The 16,627-nt window shown below is 32.3% G+C and carries 21 protein-coding genes; 16 read left to right on the forward strand and 5 right to left on the reverse strand.

The window, feature by feature from the left end; translation table 11 throughout:
- The first annotated feature begins 27 nt into the window (after positions 1-27).
- From ACGHJ8_RS05640 to ACGHJ8_RS05660, 5 genes are all read left to right on the forward strand, one after another.
- Positions 28-870, forward strand: a complete 843-nt coding sequence (locus ACGHJ8_RS05640; protein ID WP_390542178.1) for a fumarate hydratase — start codon at positions 28-30, stop codon at positions 868-870.
- On the forward strand, positions 870-1,436 hold the full coding sequence (locus ACGHJ8_RS05645; protein WP_390542180.1) for a Fe-S-containing hydro-lyase: 567 nt from the start codon (positions 870-872) through the stop codon (positions 1,434-1,436). Before ACGHJ8_RS05640 ends, ACGHJ8_RS05645 begins: the two co-directional genes overlap by 1 nt.
- Positions 1,423-2,247: a MurR/RpiR family transcriptional regulator gene (locus ACGHJ8_RS05650; RefSeq protein ID WP_390542182.1), complete on the forward strand. Its 825-nt coding sequence runs from the start codon at positions 1,423-1,425 to the stop codon at positions 2,245-2,247. Before ACGHJ8_RS05645 ends, ACGHJ8_RS05650 begins: the two co-directional genes overlap by 14 nt.
- A 9-nt stretch (positions 2,248-2,256) precedes the next feature.
- On the forward strand, positions 2,257-3,273 hold the full coding sequence (locus ACGHJ8_RS05655; protein WP_390542184.1) for a threonine aldolase family protein: 1,017 nt from the start codon (positions 2,257-2,259) through the stop codon (positions 3,271-3,273).
- An 88-nt stretch (positions 3,274-3,361) separates the two neighbouring features.
- Entirely contained in the window at positions 3,362-3,640 is a 279-nt protein-coding gene (locus ACGHJ8_RS05660; RefSeq protein WP_087358183.1) for an HU family DNA-binding protein, read from the forward strand.
- 45 nt (positions 3,641-3,685) lie between these two features.
- Here ACGHJ8_RS05660 and pduL read toward each other — a convergent pair whose 3' ends face one another.
- On the reverse strand, positions 3,686-4,252 hold the full coding sequence (pduL, locus tag ACGHJ8_RS05665; protein WP_087358182.1) for a phosphate propanoyltransferase: 567 nt from the start codon (positions 4,250-4,252) through the stop codon (positions 3,686-3,688).
- 186 nt (positions 4,253-4,438) lie between these two features.
- On the opposite strand from pduL, the gene cdaA reads away from it, so the two are divergent.
- The 5 genes from cdaA to ACGHJ8_RS05690 all read left to right on the forward strand — a co-directional run bounded on the left by cdaA (position 4,439) and on the right by ACGHJ8_RS05690 (position 10,050).
- Entirely contained in the window at positions 4,439-5,233 is a 795-nt protein-coding gene (gene cdaA / locus ACGHJ8_RS05670) for a diadenylate cyclase CdaA (protein WP_087358181.1), read from the forward strand.
- Positions 5,223-6,620 carry a YbbR-like domain-containing protein gene (locus tag ACGHJ8_RS05675; protein ID WP_205088937.1) on the forward strand — a complete coding sequence of 466 codons (1,398 nt, stop codon included), beginning with the start codon at positions 5,223-5,225 and terminating at the stop codon, positions 6,618-6,620. The genes cdaA and ACGHJ8_RS05675 overlap by 11 nt, the downstream gene beginning before the upstream one ends.
- A 4-nt stretch (positions 6,621-6,624) precedes the next feature.
- Positions 6,625-7,974 (forward strand): phosphoglucosamine mutase, encoded by a 1,350-nt coding sequence (gene glmM / locus ACGHJ8_RS05680; RefSeq protein WP_087358179.1) that lies wholly within the window; start codon positions 6,625-6,627, stop codon positions 7,972-7,974.
- Between the two features lie 80 nt (positions 7,975-8,054).
- A complete protein-coding gene (locus ACGHJ8_RS05685) occupies positions 8,055-8,711 on the forward strand; it encodes a response regulator transcription factor (protein WP_087358178.1) in 657 nt (218 codons plus the stop codon).
- Between the two features lies 1 nt (position 8,712).
- On the forward strand, positions 8,713-10,050 hold the full coding sequence (locus ACGHJ8_RS05690) for a HAMP domain-containing sensor histidine kinase (protein ID WP_211964877.1): 1,338 nt from the start codon (positions 8,713-8,715) through the stop codon (positions 10,048-10,050).
- A gap of 22 nt (positions 10,051-10,072) precedes the next feature.
- Here the strand turns inward: ACGHJ8_RS05690 and ACGHJ8_RS05695 are convergent, their stop codons facing one another.
- The 3 genes from ACGHJ8_RS05695 to ACGHJ8_RS05705 are packed head-to-tail and all read right to left on the reverse strand — an operon-like array spanning position 10,073 to position 11,816.
- Positions 10,073-10,987, reverse strand: coding sequence for an SPFH domain-containing protein (locus ACGHJ8_RS05695; RefSeq protein WP_211964875.1), 915 nt, complete (start codon positions 10,985-10,987; stop codon positions 10,073-10,075).
- Positions 10,981-11,430 (reverse strand): NfeD family protein, encoded by a 450-nt coding sequence (locus ACGHJ8_RS05700; protein WP_087357422.1) that lies wholly within the window; start codon positions 11,428-11,430, stop codon positions 10,981-10,983. Before ACGHJ8_RS05700 ends, ACGHJ8_RS05695 begins: the two co-directional genes overlap by 7 nt.
- A gap of 20 nt (positions 11,431-11,450) precedes the next feature.
- Positions 11,451-11,816 carry a hypothetical protein gene (locus ACGHJ8_RS05705; protein WP_087357421.1) on the reverse strand — a complete coding sequence of 122 codons (366 nt, stop codon included), beginning with the start codon at positions 11,814-11,816 and terminating at the stop codon, positions 11,451-11,453.
- A 130-nt stretch (positions 11,817-11,946) separates the two neighbouring features.
- Here ACGHJ8_RS05705 and ACGHJ8_RS05710 point away from each other — a divergent pair, with 130 nt between their 5' ends.
- The 4 genes from ACGHJ8_RS05710 to ACGHJ8_RS05725 are packed head-to-tail and all read left to right on the forward strand — an operon-like array spanning position 11,947 to position 14,133.
- Entirely contained in the window at positions 11,947-12,393 is a 447-nt protein-coding gene (locus tag ACGHJ8_RS05710) for a hypothetical protein (protein ID WP_205088933.1), read from the forward strand.
- Positions 12,393-12,824, forward strand: coding sequence for a hypothetical protein (locus tag ACGHJ8_RS05715; RefSeq protein ID WP_205088932.1), 432 nt, complete (start codon positions 12,393-12,395; stop codon positions 12,822-12,824). The genes ACGHJ8_RS05710 and ACGHJ8_RS05715 overlap by 1 nt, the downstream gene beginning before the upstream one ends.
- Before the next feature lie 5 nt (positions 12,825-12,829).
- Positions 12,830-13,531 (forward strand): purine-nucleoside phosphorylase, encoded by a 702-nt coding sequence (deoD, locus tag ACGHJ8_RS05720; protein ID WP_390542190.1) that lies wholly within the window; start codon positions 12,830-12,832, stop codon positions 13,529-13,531.
- On the forward strand, positions 13,531-14,133 hold the full coding sequence (locus ACGHJ8_RS05725; RefSeq protein ID WP_211964867.1) for an HAD family hydrolase: 603 nt from the start codon (positions 13,531-13,533) through the stop codon (positions 14,131-14,133). The genes deoD and ACGHJ8_RS05725 overlap by 1 nt, the downstream gene beginning before the upstream one ends.
- Before the next feature lie 54 nt (positions 14,134-14,187).
- Here ACGHJ8_RS05725 and ACGHJ8_RS05730 read toward each other — a convergent pair whose 3' ends face one another.
- Positions 14,188-14,382: a DUF378 domain-containing protein gene (locus ACGHJ8_RS05730; protein ID WP_087357416.1), complete on the reverse strand. Its 195-nt coding sequence runs from the start codon at positions 14,380-14,382 to the stop codon at positions 14,188-14,190.
- Positions 14,383-14,475: 93 nt separating this feature from the next.
- Between ACGHJ8_RS05730 and ACGHJ8_RS05735 the strand changes: the two genes are divergently transcribed.
- Positions 14,476-15,468 carry a hypothetical protein gene (locus tag ACGHJ8_RS05735; protein WP_211964865.1) on the forward strand — a complete coding sequence of 331 codons (993 nt, stop codon included), beginning with the start codon at positions 14,476-14,478 and terminating at the stop codon, positions 15,466-15,468.
- Positions 15,469-15,504: 36 nt separating this feature from the next.
- The gene (gene alr / locus ACGHJ8_RS05740; protein ID WP_211964863.1) at positions 15,505-16,617 is read left to right on the forward strand and encodes an alanine racemase; all 1,113 of its coding nucleotides are present in this window, start codon (positions 15,505-15,507) and stop codon (positions 16,615-16,617) included.
- The last annotated feature ends 10 nt before the right edge of the window (positions 16,618-16,627 follow it).

Below are 16,627 nucleotides of genomic sequence, written 5' to 3' on the forward strand. Positions count from 1 at the left end.
AAACATAATCAAAAGAGGGTGGGAATCGTGAAAGAAATAAAACAAGAAGAAATTACACAGGCAGTTAAAGAATTATGTATTCAAGCCAATTATGAATTACCTGAAGATGTTCAACAGGCCTTGCGTTATGCCTGTCAAGAGGAAGACAGTGTGCTTGGAAAACAGACATTATCTATATTAGAAGATAATGCGATGATTGCAAAAACATCCCGTATGCCCATTTGTCAAGATACGGGAATGGCCTGTCTATTTGTTGAAATAGGTCAAGATGTACATATTCAAGGCTCTTTACTGGAAGCTTTACAGGAAGGTGTCAGACAGGGCTATCAGGAAGGCTATTTAAGAAAAAGTATTGTTGATGATCCGGTTTTTGAAAGACGCAATACACAAGATAATACACCGGCTTATATTCATTATGACATCGTGGAAGGAAATCAACTCAAAATTATTGTAGCACCAAAAGGATTTGGTAGTGAAAACATGAGTCAAGTTAAAATGTTAAAACCAAGTGATGGGGTTGAAGGAATCAAGGACTTTGTGTTGAAAGTGGTTGAAGAAGCTGGACCTAATGCCTGTCCACCAATGGTGATTGGTGTCGGAATTGGTGGAACGTTTGATTATGTCACATATCTTGCGAAAAAGGCAATGTTAAGAAAAATTGGGACACATCATTTAGATAAGCGATATCAACAATTGGAAGAAGAATTGTTAGAGAAAATCAATCAGACGGGTATTGGACCAGCTGGTTACGGTGGCAAAATCACAGCTTTATCTTTAAATATTGAAACTTATCCAACACATATTGCAGGAATGCCGGTGGCTGTATCTATTTGTTGCCATGTGGCTAGACATAAGGAGGTTATCTTATAATGAAACATATGACAACACCTTTGACATTAGAGCAAGTACAAGAACTCAAAGCAGGTGATCAGATTCTTTTATCGGGTGTTATTTATACAGCCAGAGATGCGGCTCATAAGCGTTTGGTTGCACTGATTGAACGAGGTCAAGATTTACCTTTTTGCTTGCAAGATCAAATCATTTATTATGTCGGTCCAACACCTGCAAAACCTCATCAGGTTTTTGGCAGTGGTGGTCCAACAACAGCTGGCAGAATGGATGCCTATGCTCCTACTTTGATGAAACTGGGATTACGTGGCATGATTGGAAAAGGATATCGTCAACAAGTCGTCAAAGATGCCATGCAAACATATCATTGTGTTTATTTTGGTGCCATTGGTGGAGCAGGAGCCTATATTTCTCGTTGTGTTGAATCAAGTGAAGTGATTGCTTTTGAAGATTTAGGACCAGAGGCTATTCGTCGACTGGTTGTCAAGGATTTTCCTTTGACAGTCATCATTGACAGTCAGGGAAATGATTTATATGAAATGGGAAGAAAACAATATATAAAGGAGCATCAACATGTCCATTCATGATTATAATGAAGTTGATATTTTATATACTTTGATGTCCTATGTGAATGTATCTTCCCCACAGGATATGTATTATTCGATTGCTCACACGATTTTAACACATATAGATCAAATCCCAAGTATCAGTATTAATGATTTGGCTGATTTATGTTATACTTCACCAGCAACTATTTCACGTTTTTGTAAAGATATGAATTGTAAGAGTTTTGTGAATTTTAAAAATGAAATTGCGATTGCTTTAGAAATTGCAAGAAATGAAATTCATTTATCACCTTCAGACAATCAAAATATTTTAGAAGATGCTGAATATTTGAAAAATAAAATGTATCAAGAAGCCATTGAATCTTTATCACTCGTTCAAAATTCCATTTCTATGACTGATATTGATCGTATTTGTGCAATGATCTATGAAGCTAAAAAAGTTCATATGTTAGGTTATCAGTTCAATAAGATCATTTCTAATGATTTTCAGATGAAAATGCTGAAACATCGAAAATTTATCTATGCCTTTGTAGAACGTGGCGATGAAATTCAAAGATTAGATATGATTGATGAAAGCAGTTTAGTCATTATTATTACAGTTCGTGCCAGAGAACAGCTAATGAATGCTTTGATCAATAAAGTTAAAGAACATCATCCTAAAATATTGTTATTGACAATGAATCAGACTTATCAAAATGAAGATATTGACTGGATATATCGCATTGATGGAACAGAAAGTCAATATAGTGAATCTTCTTTACAGGGAACAATGAATTTTTTAAGTTTATTAAATTTAATATATGTACGATATGGATTGTTATATCGAGAATAGGAGAGAAAGATGTATAGTTTTTTAAATGATTATAGTGAAGGGGCTCATCCACGCGTTTTAGAAGCCTTAAATCAGACAAATCTTATTCAAACTGTTGGTTACGGAGAAGATGAATATTGTACGAAAGCAAAAGAAGTGATTCTTCAAAAAATAGGTCAACCTCATGCAGATGTTCATTTTCTTGTTGGTGGAACCCAGACAAATATGTTAATGATTTCCTATGCTCTTAAACATTATCAGGCTGTTATTGCCTGTGATGAGGGACATATTCATGTACATGAAACAGGAGCTGTAGAAGGAGCAGGACATAAAATATTAATTCGTCCACATGTGCATGGAAAAGTCACTTGTGATATGATCAAAGATATCTGTTTACAACATAAAGATGAACATATGGTTCAGCCACGTATGGTTTATATCTCACAGACAACGGAGCTGGGAACTTATTATACACGTGAAGAATTACAGGATTTATATCAAACTACCCGTCAATATGGTTTATATCTTTTTATGGATGGAGCACGTTTGGGAAGTGCTTTAGCTTTACCAGATGCACCTACTTTAGAAGAAATTGCTAAAAATGTAGATGCTTTTTATATTGGTGGTACAAAGATGGGAGCTTTATTTGGTGAAGCACTTGTTATTATTCATGATGATTTAAAACCACAATTCCGTTATCATATGAAAAATAAAGGGGCTATGTTGGCTAAAGGTCGTCTTTTAGGTATTCAATTTTATGAATTATTGAAAGATCATCTTTATGAAGATATTGGTCGTTATGAAAATCAGATGGCTGATTTGATTCGTCAGGCATTGATTCAAAAAGGTTTTTCGATTTATGAACCTTCTCAAACGAATCAAATTTTTGTTGATTTACCACAAAAGGCTTTAGAAGCCATTGAAAAAGAGTTTATGGTCACACATATGGGGGCTGTTTCAGGTGGTGAACGTATTCGTATTGTCACATCATGGGCAACTTCTAAAGAGGCTGTCAATGCATTTGTTCAGTTGATTGAAAATCTTTAGAATAAATCCCACTGTACAAGACTTAAGAGTTGTATTATAATAGGGTCTAGGGAAGAACCCTAATATACATAGAAATGGAGATTATAGTATGAATAAAAATGAATTATTAGAAAAAGTTTCTTTAGCATCAGGATTAACAAAAAAAGAATCTGAAGCTGCTATTAATGCTTTTTTAGAAACTTTAACTGATGTTTTAAAAGCAGGAGATAAGATTTCTTTAAAAGGTTTTGGAACTTTTGAAGTTCGTACAAGAGAAGCCAGAACAGGACGTAATCCAAGAACTGGTGAAACAATGGAAATTCCTGCAAGTAAAGTTCCTGCTTTCAAAGCAAGTGCAGCTTTAAAAAATGTTGTTAATGAAAAATAAAGTATGAAAAAACCTACAGATTTTGATCTGCAGGTTTTCTTTTTTTTATTTAATAATTGTTCCTTCACAAGGAGCGCCAGCAGCATTTGATTCATCAGTATCAATATGCATAGCAAGAGCATAACTGTCACTTACACGGCAGATGACATCTCCAAAGATTAAAGAACGATCAGCAGATTTCACTTCTACACTGACAACATCTTTATCTTGTACACCAAATTCTTTAGCATCAGCAGGTGTCATATGAATATGACGTTTTGCAGCAATCACACCACAAGGAATTTCAACTTCACCAGCAGGACCTACCAATTTACAACCAGCAGTTCCTTCGATATCTCCAGATTCTCTAATAAGTGCTTTGACACCTAATGCTCTGGCATCAGTTAAAGACACTTCTACTTGTGTATTAGCACGTGTTGGACCTAAGATAGACATTTTTGTTTCTCCTTTTGGACCAACGACAGTGACTTTTTCCTGACAGGCAAATTGTCCAGGTTGTGATAAATCTTTTTTGTTAGTTAAAACATATCCTTCACCAAATAAAGTTTCTAAATCTGCTTGTGATAAATGAACATGTCTTGCAGAAGTTTCGACTAAAATTGTTTTTCCCATATAATATCCTCCTATAACATACATATCTTACAACTTTTTTGCCTATTTGCAAAGGAATTTGTTTCTTTTTTACTAAAAACATCTTATGTTCATTTTTAAAAAGTTAATTTTCAACAAATGAAAAAGGTAACGTTTTACTTTTGATAGAAAACTGATATAATAAAAAAGAAATGTAGGTGATAAAGATTGAATCTTAGTATTGTGATTAACTTTATAAGATCAGCAATAGATTTGATTGCAGTATGGTTTATTCTCTATTATTTGATTTCAATGTTTAAAACAAATATGAAAACCATGCAGCTTTTCAAAGGCGTTCTTTTTATTTTGATTGTTAAACTTTTAACCAGTTTATTAGGTTTAACAACATTAAATTATCTTGTAGATAGTATTATTAACTGGGGTGTTTTAGCCATTATCATTATTTTCCAGCCAGAAATTCGTACTTTGCTTGAAAAAATGGGACAAACCAAAATGAGTGTGAAAAAAGAAATCAGTAATGATGAAAAAGAAAGATTAATGGATGAACTGGTTGATGCCATATCAACACTGGCAAAGGAACAGACAGGAGCTTTGATTACGTTTGAAAGAACTCAATCCATGATTGATTATATTAATACTGGTACAAAGATTAACGCTGATATTCGTAGTGAGCTTTTTTTAACGATTTTCTGGGAAGGAACACCCTTACATGATGGGGCAACGATTATTCAAGGAGATCGTGTGGCTTGTGCAGCAGCTTTTTATCCGCCAACGAATAAAGAATTAAGTCCTAAATATGGGGCACGTCATCGTGCAGCGATTGGGATTAGTGAAATCACGGATTCTTTAACCGTTGTTGTGAGTGAGGAAACTGGAACGATTTCTTTTGCGACAAATGGTGAATTAAGAAAGATTCCTATCAAAGAATTAAGAGCATCACTGGTTAATGAATTACAGTGGTTTAAATCTAGTGATGAAGGAGGTCAAGCTCATGAGTCCTAGAAATGCAAAAAATAATAAACCTTTAAAAGATACAACAACAGATTTCTTTTTAAAGATTGTAGAAAAAGAAAAGGCTCAATCGACAAAAGAATCTACAAGTAAAGACACAGTCAATGAAAAAAAAGTCAAAGCGATTGATACGGGTGCTCGTTTTTATAATTATATGAATCAAATATTAGATAAAATTCTTTCTAGTAAAGTATCAATTATGATTTTGTCTTTTATGATGGCTGGTATTTTATTTTATAGTGTATCTGGAAAAGATATTTTAACTAGCCCAACTTCTGGAGCAACATTAGAAAATGTTCCAGTACATGTAGAAAATCTTGATGATTCTCTGGAAGCTTCGGGTATTCCCGATAGTGTTTCGGTTGTGTTGGTTGGTCCCTCTTTAGATATATATAAAACAAATTTTTCTAAAGATTATGAAGTTTATTTAGATTTACAGGATTTAAATGCGGGTGATTATGTGTTAAATTTACGTACCCGTCATTTTCCAGAATCATTGCAAGTTGTTTCGATACCTAGCTCTATTAAAGTGACACTTGCAAAAAAAGTGACACGTACTTTTGATTTGGGGTATCGCTTTATTAATGAAGATGAACTGGATAGTAAATATTCAGTAAGTGTCAGTCAAATGGATTTAGATACCGTAGAATTACGTGCCAGTGAAGATACGTTATCGAAAGTTGAAAAAGTTGAGGCTTGTATAGATGTTTCTAATCAAACAGAAGACTTTGAACAAAATGCAAAAATCAAAGCTTATGACAGTAATGGCGACGAATTAAAAGTAGAGGTGCGTCCTAGTGATGTTCATGTCACATGTCAAGTGTCTTCTTATAGTAAAACTGTTCCAATTCACGCCAATATTGTGGGAGATTTACCAACAGGATATCAGGTTTCTGAATATACTTTATCACAAAATGAAGTGACTATTTTTGGAGTAGAAGAACAGTTAAAGGGAGTCAACCAAGTTGAAGTTGATGTTGATGTCAGCGATTTAAAATCAAGTACAACGTTAAATGATTTGTCATTGAAGAAAATCACAGGAATTAATAAGTTTTCACAGGATACGGTAGATGTCAATGTAGAAATAGAAAAAGTCATTACAAAAAAATTCGATAACATTCCAATTAAGGTTTTGAATAATTCTCATGATTATAAGGTTTCTTTTGCGGGACAAGGTCAATATGCTTCTGTTTCCATAACAGGAACTGAGGATAAAATCAATGCTTTAAAGGTTGACAATATTCAGGCAACGATTGATATTGATGGTTTGAGTGTTGGCACACATCAAGTGAATGTTAAAATTGCAGGAGATGATGAAACATTAACAATGAAATTGTTATCATCTTCAAAAATAACAATTAATATAGAAAGGAATTAAGACAATGGGAAAATATTTTGGTACAGATGGATTTAGAGGAGAAGCAAATATTGATTTGACTGTGGAACATGCTTATCAAGTTGGAAGATATTTAGGATGGTATTTTTCACGTTCACATCGAGCAAGAATTGTGATTGGAAAAGATACAAGAAGAAGTTCTTATATGTTTGAATATGCTCTTGTGGCTGGATTAACTGCAAGTGGAGCAGATGCATATTTATTACATGTCACAACAACACCTTCAGTATCTTATGTTGTCAGAAGTGAAGAGTTTGATTGTGGAATCATGATTTCTGCTTCACACAATCCTTATTATGATAATGGGATTAAAATCATTAATGGAAAAGGTCATAAATTAGAAGCCACAATTGAAACATTGATTGAACAATATATTGATGGTTTAACTGATCCTATTCCATATGCAACAAAAGATAAGATTGGTAGAACAATTGATTATTCAATGGGTAGAAATCGTTATATTGGTTATTTAATGAGTATTCCAACACGTGCTTTTAAAGATATTAAAGTAGGATTGGATTGTGCCAATGGTTCTTCTAGTGCTATTGCCAAAAGTGTTTTTGATGCCTTAGGTGCTCAAACACATGTGATTAATAATCAGCCAGATGGTTTAAATATCAATACAAACTGTGGTTCAACACATATTGAAGTTTTACAGAAATATGTTGTTGAAAATGGATTGGATGTTGGATTTGCCTATGATGGTGATGCTGATCGTTGTATCGCTGTTGACGAATTTGGTCGTGTTGTCAATGGAGATTTAATTCTATATCTATGTGGTTTAGAAATGAAGCAAAAAGGTGAACTTTTAAATAACACAATTGTGACAACAGTGATGAGTAATTTTGGATTATATAAATCATTGGATAAAGTAGGTATTCAATATGAAAAAACAGCTGTAGGAGATAAATATGTTTATGAAAATATGGTGAAAAATGGTCATTGTATTGGTGGAGAACAATCAGGACATATTATTTTCTCTAAACATGCGACAACAGGAGATGGTATTTTAACATCTTTAAAGATTATGGAAACAATGGTAGAAAACAAAAAAACACTGGCTCAATTAACAGAGCAGGTAGAAATCTATCCACAGTTATTAATCAATGTCCGTGTGAGTGATAAGGCTTTAGCTCAAAATGATCCAGATGTTCAAAAAGCTGTTAAAGAAGTTGAAGAAGCTTTAGGAGATGAAGGACGTATTCTTGTGCGTGAAAGTGGAACAGAACCAGTGATTCGTGTGATGGTAGAAGCACAAAGCGATGAGATTTGTCATGAATATGTTTTAAAAGTTGTGAATAAAATTAAAGAAAAAGGATATGCTGTAGAAAAATAATATAATTTCACATATTATCACAAAATATTGCCATGAAATATGGCAATATTTTGTATATAATGAATAAGAGGTGATGGATTGTGAAATACCGTATTAATATTATTGATGATGAAAAAAATTTAAATGATCTTGTAAGAACTTATTTAGAAAAAGAAGGTTATATTGTTTATTCTTTTTATACGTATGAGGAAGCTTTTTTGCATAAAGATGATGATGTTCATTTATGGATTATTGATATTATGTTAGATAAAAATAGTGGTTTTGATTTACTTAATGAAATCAAAGCCTGTAAACCAGATATGCCGATTGTTTTTATGAGTGCCAGAGATCAGGAATTTGATCGTATTATTGGCTTAGAAAAAGGTTGTGATGAATATATTACAAAACCATTTAATATTAAAGAGTTGATTTTAAGAATACATAATGTTTTAAAGCGTGTTTATAAGGATGATCCAGCATTGATTAATATTGATGGTTATGCTGTGGATGAAGAAAAAAGAAAAGTTTTATATCAAAATCATGAAATAGAATTAACAACAAAAGAATATGATTTATTACTTTATTTTATCAAAAATAAAGGTCTGGCTATTTCACGTGATCAGGTTTTATCTAAAGTCTGGGATGAAAACTATTTTGGTAGTGATCGTGTTGTTGATGATACATTACGTCGTTTAAGAAAAAAGATGCCTGATTTAAATATTAAAACAATCTATGGCTTTGGATATCGATTAGATTAGTATGGAAAAAATAAAAGAACGTTTATCCTTTTTTAAAAAATTATCTCTTGTCCAGCAACTGATTGTTGTTTTGTGTGCGATGGCTATATTGATGGTTGCTGTGATGATGCCAGTTGTTGATTATAACTTATCTTCGATTGTCGATAAACAAATGTATGAACGTTTAACTATATCACAGACTTCAATTATTTATAGTAATATTATTCCTTATAAACAAGAAAAAGAAGTTTATCATATTATTTATGAAAGTGATGAAAATACATTTACAGAAACAAATATTAGTAGTCATCAAGTTGTTTATAATTTTTATTCTTATCTTTTTAAAGAAGATTTGTTTAAGGCTGTTCAAACCCATCAAAGCGTCATTAAAAATAAAGGACAATATAATGGTAATACGTATTATTATATGATTACGCATATTAATGATACATCTCAATATTTGATTTCATTAGTGGATAGCGAATATTCTTTATCATTAGTCACATCTTTACGTAATCAGATTATTTATATTCAATATGGTTTCTTTATTGTTTTGGCACTGGTTATGATTTTGTGGGTTTTATCATTGATTAGTCCACTTAAAAAGATTAAAAATTATATTGATAATATCAAAGATCATAAAGAGAGTGAATTGAATATTCAACGTGAAGATGAGATTGGTATTGTGTTTAAAGCATTGGTTGCGATGAAAGATGATCTGGATAAACAGGAAAGTATTAAAGAAGAAATGATACATAATATTTCTCATGATTTAAAAACACCGATTGCTTTGATTCAAACATATGCTCAAAGTATTAAAGATGATGTCTATCCTTATGGTGACAAAGATAGTTCGATTGATGTCATATTGGAAAATGCTGATCGTTTAGAACATAAAGTCAAATCATTTTTGTATCTCAATCGTTTAGATTACTTACAGGGTGAAGATAATCAACTGGAAACTTTTGCGATTAAAGAATTAATAGAAAAGATTGTTTTACAGATGGATTTATTAAAGCCGGAGATAAGACTGGAAACAGAACTGGAAGATGTGACTTTTGTTGGTGATGAGGAACATTGGCGTGTAGCCATTGAAAATATTATTGAGAATGCTTCACGTTATGCGAAAACATTGATTAAGATTACTTTAAAGGAAGATTATTTGGAAATCTATAACGATGGAGAAGCGATTGATGAAGCCACTTTACCTTATTTATTTGATCCTTATGTCAAAGGCGTGAAAGGACAGTTTGGTTTAGGATTGTCCATTGTCAGCAAGATTGCTTCGATGTTTGGTTATAATGTTTCAGCTGTGAATCAAGAAGTAGGAGTTTGTTTTATTTTTCAAAAGGCAAAATAAAAGCAGGTCGATTGACCTGCTTTTATTGCTTTTTAGGATCTTTTACAATTTCAGCAATTGATGTTACAGCTCCTGCCATTCCTTGTAAATCAGTTGGAATAATAATCTTTGTTGATTCACCTTTTGCTAAGTTTTCTAATGCTTTAAATCCTTCTAATGTAATATATGCCTGTTGAGGTTGAGAACTATTAATATATTCAATACCTTTTGCCTGTGCTTCATAAACAAGTCTTAAGGCTTCAGCTTCCCCTTCAGCACGTGCAATTTGTGCTTCTTTTTCAGCTGTTGCTTCAAGAATCATAGATTCCTTTTTACCTTCAGCAGTCAAGATAGCCGCTGTCTTTTTACCTTCAGCCTGTAAGATAGCTTCACGTCTTTCACGTTCAGCACGCATTTGTTTTTCCATAGCTTCTTGAATATCACGTGGTGGAATGATGTTTTTCACTTCAACACGATGAATTTTAATACCCCAAGGATCAGTCGCTTCATCTAAGATAGAACGCATTCTTGAATTAATGATATCTCTTGAAGTTAATGTTTCATCAAGTTCTAGATCACCAATAATATTACGTAAAGTTGTAGCAGTCAGTGTTTCAATAGCATTTAATGGTCTGACAACACCATAAGTAAATAGTTTAGGATCAGTAATTTGAAAATAGACAACAGTATCAATTTGCATTGTGACATTGTCTTTTGTAATAACAGGTTGTGGTGCAAAATCCAGAACCTGTTCTTTTAAAGACACTTTATTAGCAATACGATCTAATAATGGAATCATAATATGCAATCCTACTGTACAAGTACGATTATAAGCCCCAATTCTTTCTACAACGTAAGCATAAGATTGAGGTATGATACGAATTGTTTTGGCAATAATTACAACAATCAATATTAATAGTAAAATAATCCATAAATAATTAAAAATACTATCTAACATGAAATATCCTCTCCTTTATCTAATTTTTTCACAACGACATGAGAACCTTCAATAGACACAACTTCAGCATATTCACCTGCTGGAATTGTCACATTATTGAGGCTTGTAGCTGCCCAAAGATTTCCCATCACTTTGACTTCACCTTTTTGATCGGCCGTGATGACTTCTGTCACAAGACAGTGTTTTCCAATTATTCTATCCAAATTTGTTTTGACTGTGTTTCCTCTTAAATATTTTTTAGCCAGAGGTCTGGTAACGAGAATACAGATGATGGAAATAGCTGCAAATACAATGACCTGAACTACTTCATGAATGCCTAAAAAATCACAAATCAAAGCACCGATAGCCCCAATTCCAAACCAGATACTGACCAGATCAATTGTTATGGCTTCTACAATCACTGCAATGACAAGAACAATTGTCCAAATAAGTGTTGTTGACATGGTTCGCATTCTCCTTTCAATTATAATTGAATAATCATCATAGTATGAACAATATCATAAGTTGCCTTTAACTTATAACACTGTTGTTTTGAAAAATCTAAACCAAATTCTTCACTGAGGTCTAATACAAATGATTTGTTAGAAATTCTTCCATAACTTTTTCCAAGTGAAATACGATGCAATTGACTCTTTGGGTAAATATTTTCATCAATTTCCTGCTTTGTTACAGGCTTAATACCAATTTGCCTTGCTTCTCTATCAATCCCTAAAAGCACATAATTGACGTCTTCAAAATGAACACATGCTGCTTTATTTAAAGTTAAGTTTGTTTCATAAATGGTAACAGTCATAGTTGCTATATCATTTGTTGACCATTCAAAGTTCATTCATATCCTCCTCCTTAACATTATTATATTATTAAAATTATTTTTTTGCAACAAAATTAATGAAAAGTTTTTATTCGATAGTATACAATCTTTAAGGAATAGTTTATAATACAAGATGAAGGAGAAAAGAATGAAAAAGAAAATATTATTTATATTATCAATGATGTTATTATGGGGATGTCAAAATGACAAAACATCCATTCAAAAAATAACATTATCTCAACCTGTCACAATGCTTTATTTTTATATTGAAACATGCTCAGAATGTCAATCATTTAAGGAAACAGCGATTCCTTATCTTGAAGAAACATTTGGTGATTCTTTGACAATTCAACAATATGATTTAGACGATGACACAACACAAGCTGTTTATGAAGATGTGATTAAGCAGTTATATCAATTTGACCAGTCCCTTTATGGGATGGGACCGATGTATGCAATAGAAGGATATTTTGCAAAAGTAGGATATACTTCAGGTGATGAAACATATATTGTTGACGATATTCAAAAGGCTGTTGAAGGAAAGGCTTTAAGTGATGAGTTAAGTGGATTACGTTTTTCTTATTTCAATCATTAATGAAAAAGTTATTACTTGTATTTTTTATTTTTCTCAGTGGCTGTCAAAGACATCCACAATATTATCTGTATGTTTATTATGCGAAAACATGTCCACATTGTCGTTCATTTATACAAGTTGTGATTCCTGAATTAGAAGCAGCATATGGAAATCAAATGGATATTATTCAAATGGATATTGATGAAGAATCTTCATTAGAAGCTTATGCGAAAACATGTCATTTATTAGAAGATTATGTTGTTAATGATCAATCGGGAAGTGTTCCATTTATTGTTTTAGATGGTTATTTTGCTTTGGTTGGCTATCAAATGGGAGAAGATCAGATGTTTTTAACAATGGTTCAACAAGCTTTAGCAGGTGAAGAATTATCAGTTGGTAATCATGAAGTATATTTTTTTAAAGAAGGTCAGACATTTCACGAAGGAGGATGATTTTGATGTCAACACCACATAATCAAGCACAAAAAGGAGAAATTGCAAAAACAGTCTTAATGCCTGGAGATCCTTTACGTGCAAAATTTTTAGCAGAACATTATTTGGAAGATGTTCATCAATTTAATGCTGTGAGAAATATGTTTGGATATACAGGATATTATCATGGTAAACAAGTATCTATTATGGGTTCAGGGATGGGGCAGCCATCTATTGGTATTTATTCACATGAACTTTTTACACAATATGATGTAGAAGCCATTATTCGTATTGGTTCATGTGGGTCTTTACAAAAAGATGTTCATTTAAGAGATATTATTATTGTACAGGGGTCTTGTACGGATAGTAATTTTGCGCATCAGTTTGAACTGCCTGGAACTTATTCAGCGATTAGTTCCTATGATTTATTAGAAAAAGCTGTTGAACAGGCTAAGTTGAAAAATGCGACATATCATGTTGGAAATGTGATTGCTTCAGATATTTTCTATCATGCAGATCAAGATTCTGGTAAGAAATGGGCATCTATGGGTTGTTTAGGTGTTGAAATGGAATCTTATGCTTTGTTTGCGACAGCAGCATATTTGGGAAAAAAATCTCTTACATTGCTGACTGTTTCTGATTCTTTAGTGACACAAGAAGAAACAACAGCTAAAGAAAGAGAACAAACTTTTACAACAATGATGGAAATCGCATTGGAGATTGCTTAATGCTGCAGCGTGTTGCTCTGTATGATTTTGATAATACGATTGCTTCTGGTGATTCGATTGTCCGTTTGTTAAAATATGATTTAAAAAAGCATCCCATTCATTGTTTTTGTTTCTTTAAGGTTGCTTTCTACTATGGATTATATTTACTTCATGTGGTCAGTTTTGAAAAAGCCAAATCAGCTCTATTATTTCCTTTAGATTATATGACGGATGCACAGCTCAAGACATTCTATCAACAGGAAGTTGTCCCTAGTTATTATTCACATATAGTTAAACAAATGGAGCAGGAAAAACATCAGGGATATGTTGTGATTATATGTACAGCTTCATGTGAAGCTTATATGCAATATCAGCAATTACCTTGTGATGTTTTGTTAGGCACAAAAACAAAACATGGTACAAGTCAGATAGTTGGTTTAAACTGTAAAGGTCAAGAAAAAGTTCCACGTATCCTCAATTATTTAAAATCAAAGAACATGGAAATAGATTTTGAACATTCTATTGCTTATTCTGATTCTACATCAGATTTACCGATGTTATCGTTAGTCAAAAATCGTAAAAAAATTGCTTTAAAAACTGGACAAGTGAGTGATTTTCAATAAAAAAGACTGAACGAATAAAAAGTCATAAGGCTATTTGTTCGTTACAGTCTTTTTTTACTGATCTAAATCAGTAAATAATAACATAATATTAATAATACCAGCAATACCAACAATCATATAAATAATGGCACTTAAAAGGGCATCGCCAAAAATAGCTTCCACTAAATTAAAATTAAAGAGGCCTATGAGTCCCCAGTTGATTGCACCAATAATGGTAAAAACTAAAGCAATTTTCTGTATCATATTCATTTATCTATCCTCCTAATGATATTATAACCAAGACTTTCAACTTTATTCATAAAAAAATAGTCACATCATAAAATGTGATGAGGAGGAAGAATTATGAATAAAAAAGTCATTTTAACAATCATCATTGTTGTTGCGGTGATTGTTGTAGGTACTGGGATATTTTTCTTTAAGTCATCATCACTTGATGATTTAATTAAAGAAGCCAGTAAGTGTCAAAGCTATCAATTGATTGGAAATATGGAAATGTTAGAAAATGATGAATTAAAATCATATCAAGTCACATCTACTTATGCACACATTGATGAAAAACATTATTATAAGGTTGAACTTTATGATAAATCCTTAAATCAGTCACAAGTCATTGTCAGAAATGATGAAGGTGTTTTTGTTTTAACACCCTCATTAAATCAAGCATTTCAATTTCAAAGTGAATGGCCTGATAATTCACCAAAGCCTTACATCTATCAGTCTTTAATTACATTTTTAAAAGACAATTCATCAGAAAAAGTGAAAGATGGTTATTTGGTGCAAGGGGCCATGACTTATGAAAATGATGAGCGTGTAAAAAGTCAGGAAGTTAAATTTGATAAAGATTTGAAACCTGTTTATATTAGTGTCTTTGATCAGGATGGGGTTGAAGTGATTAAGGTAGAAGTAACTTCATTTGAAATGAATCAAGAGATGAAAAAGGATGATTTTTTACAACAGAATATTATGAAAACGGCTAAAACACAATATCCTGATAGTGTGGCAGCTTCTTTACCACTTTATCCAGTTTCTTTGATGGGGTCTACACTGGAAAATGAAAAAGTTTCAACAATTGATGATGAAATCAATCACATCTTAAAATTTACAGGTGATAAATCTTTTACAATTATTGAAAAAACATCAAAAAATGATGATGATTTTCAAACTGAAACCATTGATGGACATATGATTGATATGATTGATGGTGTTGCTTTTGAAAATGATCAACAGATGACATACATTTCTTCGGGAGTTGTTTGTTCACTTTATTCCAATGATTTAACAACACAAGAAAAATTAGCTGTTTTATCAAGTATGCAGTCATCACAGGTGAAATAGGGGAAAACCCTATTTTTTCTTGAAAAAAAAGAGATGATGGATTATACTAAAGCATTGAAAAGGGGTGGAAATGTGACACATTATCGTGATACTTATGCCTGTATTCATTTAGATTATATACAAGATAATGTTGAAACATTATATCAAAAAGTTCATAAACCATTCATGGCTATCATTAAGGCTAATGCTTATGGACATGGTTATCAACAGGTTGCAAATGTTTTAAAAGATAATCCACATATTTCAATGTTTGGTGTAGCTACATTGAAAGAAGCTATTGATTTAAGAAATATTGGGATTCAACAAGATATCCTTGTTTTAGGAGCAATTCCTATTGAAGATTTGGATTTGGTTATTCGTTATGATATTACATTATCTTTGTTTTCAAAAGATTATATGGATGAAATTCAAAGATTATATCATCACCATCAACCAGTGAAAGTGCATATTAAGATTGATACGGGAATGAATCGTATAGGTATTAAATCAAAAAAGGAATTTGAAGATATTTTATCTCATTGTCAAAATTCTATTTTTCAGGTAGATGGTGTTTTTACACATTTTGCGACAGCTGATGATCCTTTACAAAAAGAAGCTTATCATCATCAAATTGAAATGTTCTATGATGTTATTGGAAGTCATAAATTTCGATATATTCATTGTCAAAATTCAGCTGCCATGATGTATCATCATGACGAACGCTCTAATTTAGGACGCATTGGTATTGCGATGTATGGGATTGATCCATCAGGTGAAGAATGTGACGAATTAAAACAGGTGATGTCTTTATATACTCGTGTAGCCATGATTAAAAAAGTCAAAAAAGGTGAACGTATTGGTTATGGACATACTTATACTGCTTTAGAAGATGAATATATTGCGACATTGCCAATTGGATACGCTGATGGATTGATTCGTGCGAATCAAGGTAGACAAGTCTATATTGCAGGGCATTATTATCCAATTGTTGGAAGAATCTGTATGGATCAGATGATGGTTAAAGTTGATGAAAATGTTCATTTGCATGATCGTGTGGAAATCTTTGGTGAACATATATCTTTAGCACGTATGGCTAAGGAATTATCAACGATTCCTTATGAAATCGTTTGTTTGGTCAGTGAACGTGTTGAAAGAATTTATCAAAAGTAAAAAAATCCCA

It is taken from the genome of Massiliimicrobium timonense (assembly GCF_042850985.1).
Lineage (GTDB): Bacteria > Bacillota_I > Bacilli_A > Erysipelotrichales > Coprobacillaceae > Allocoprobacillus.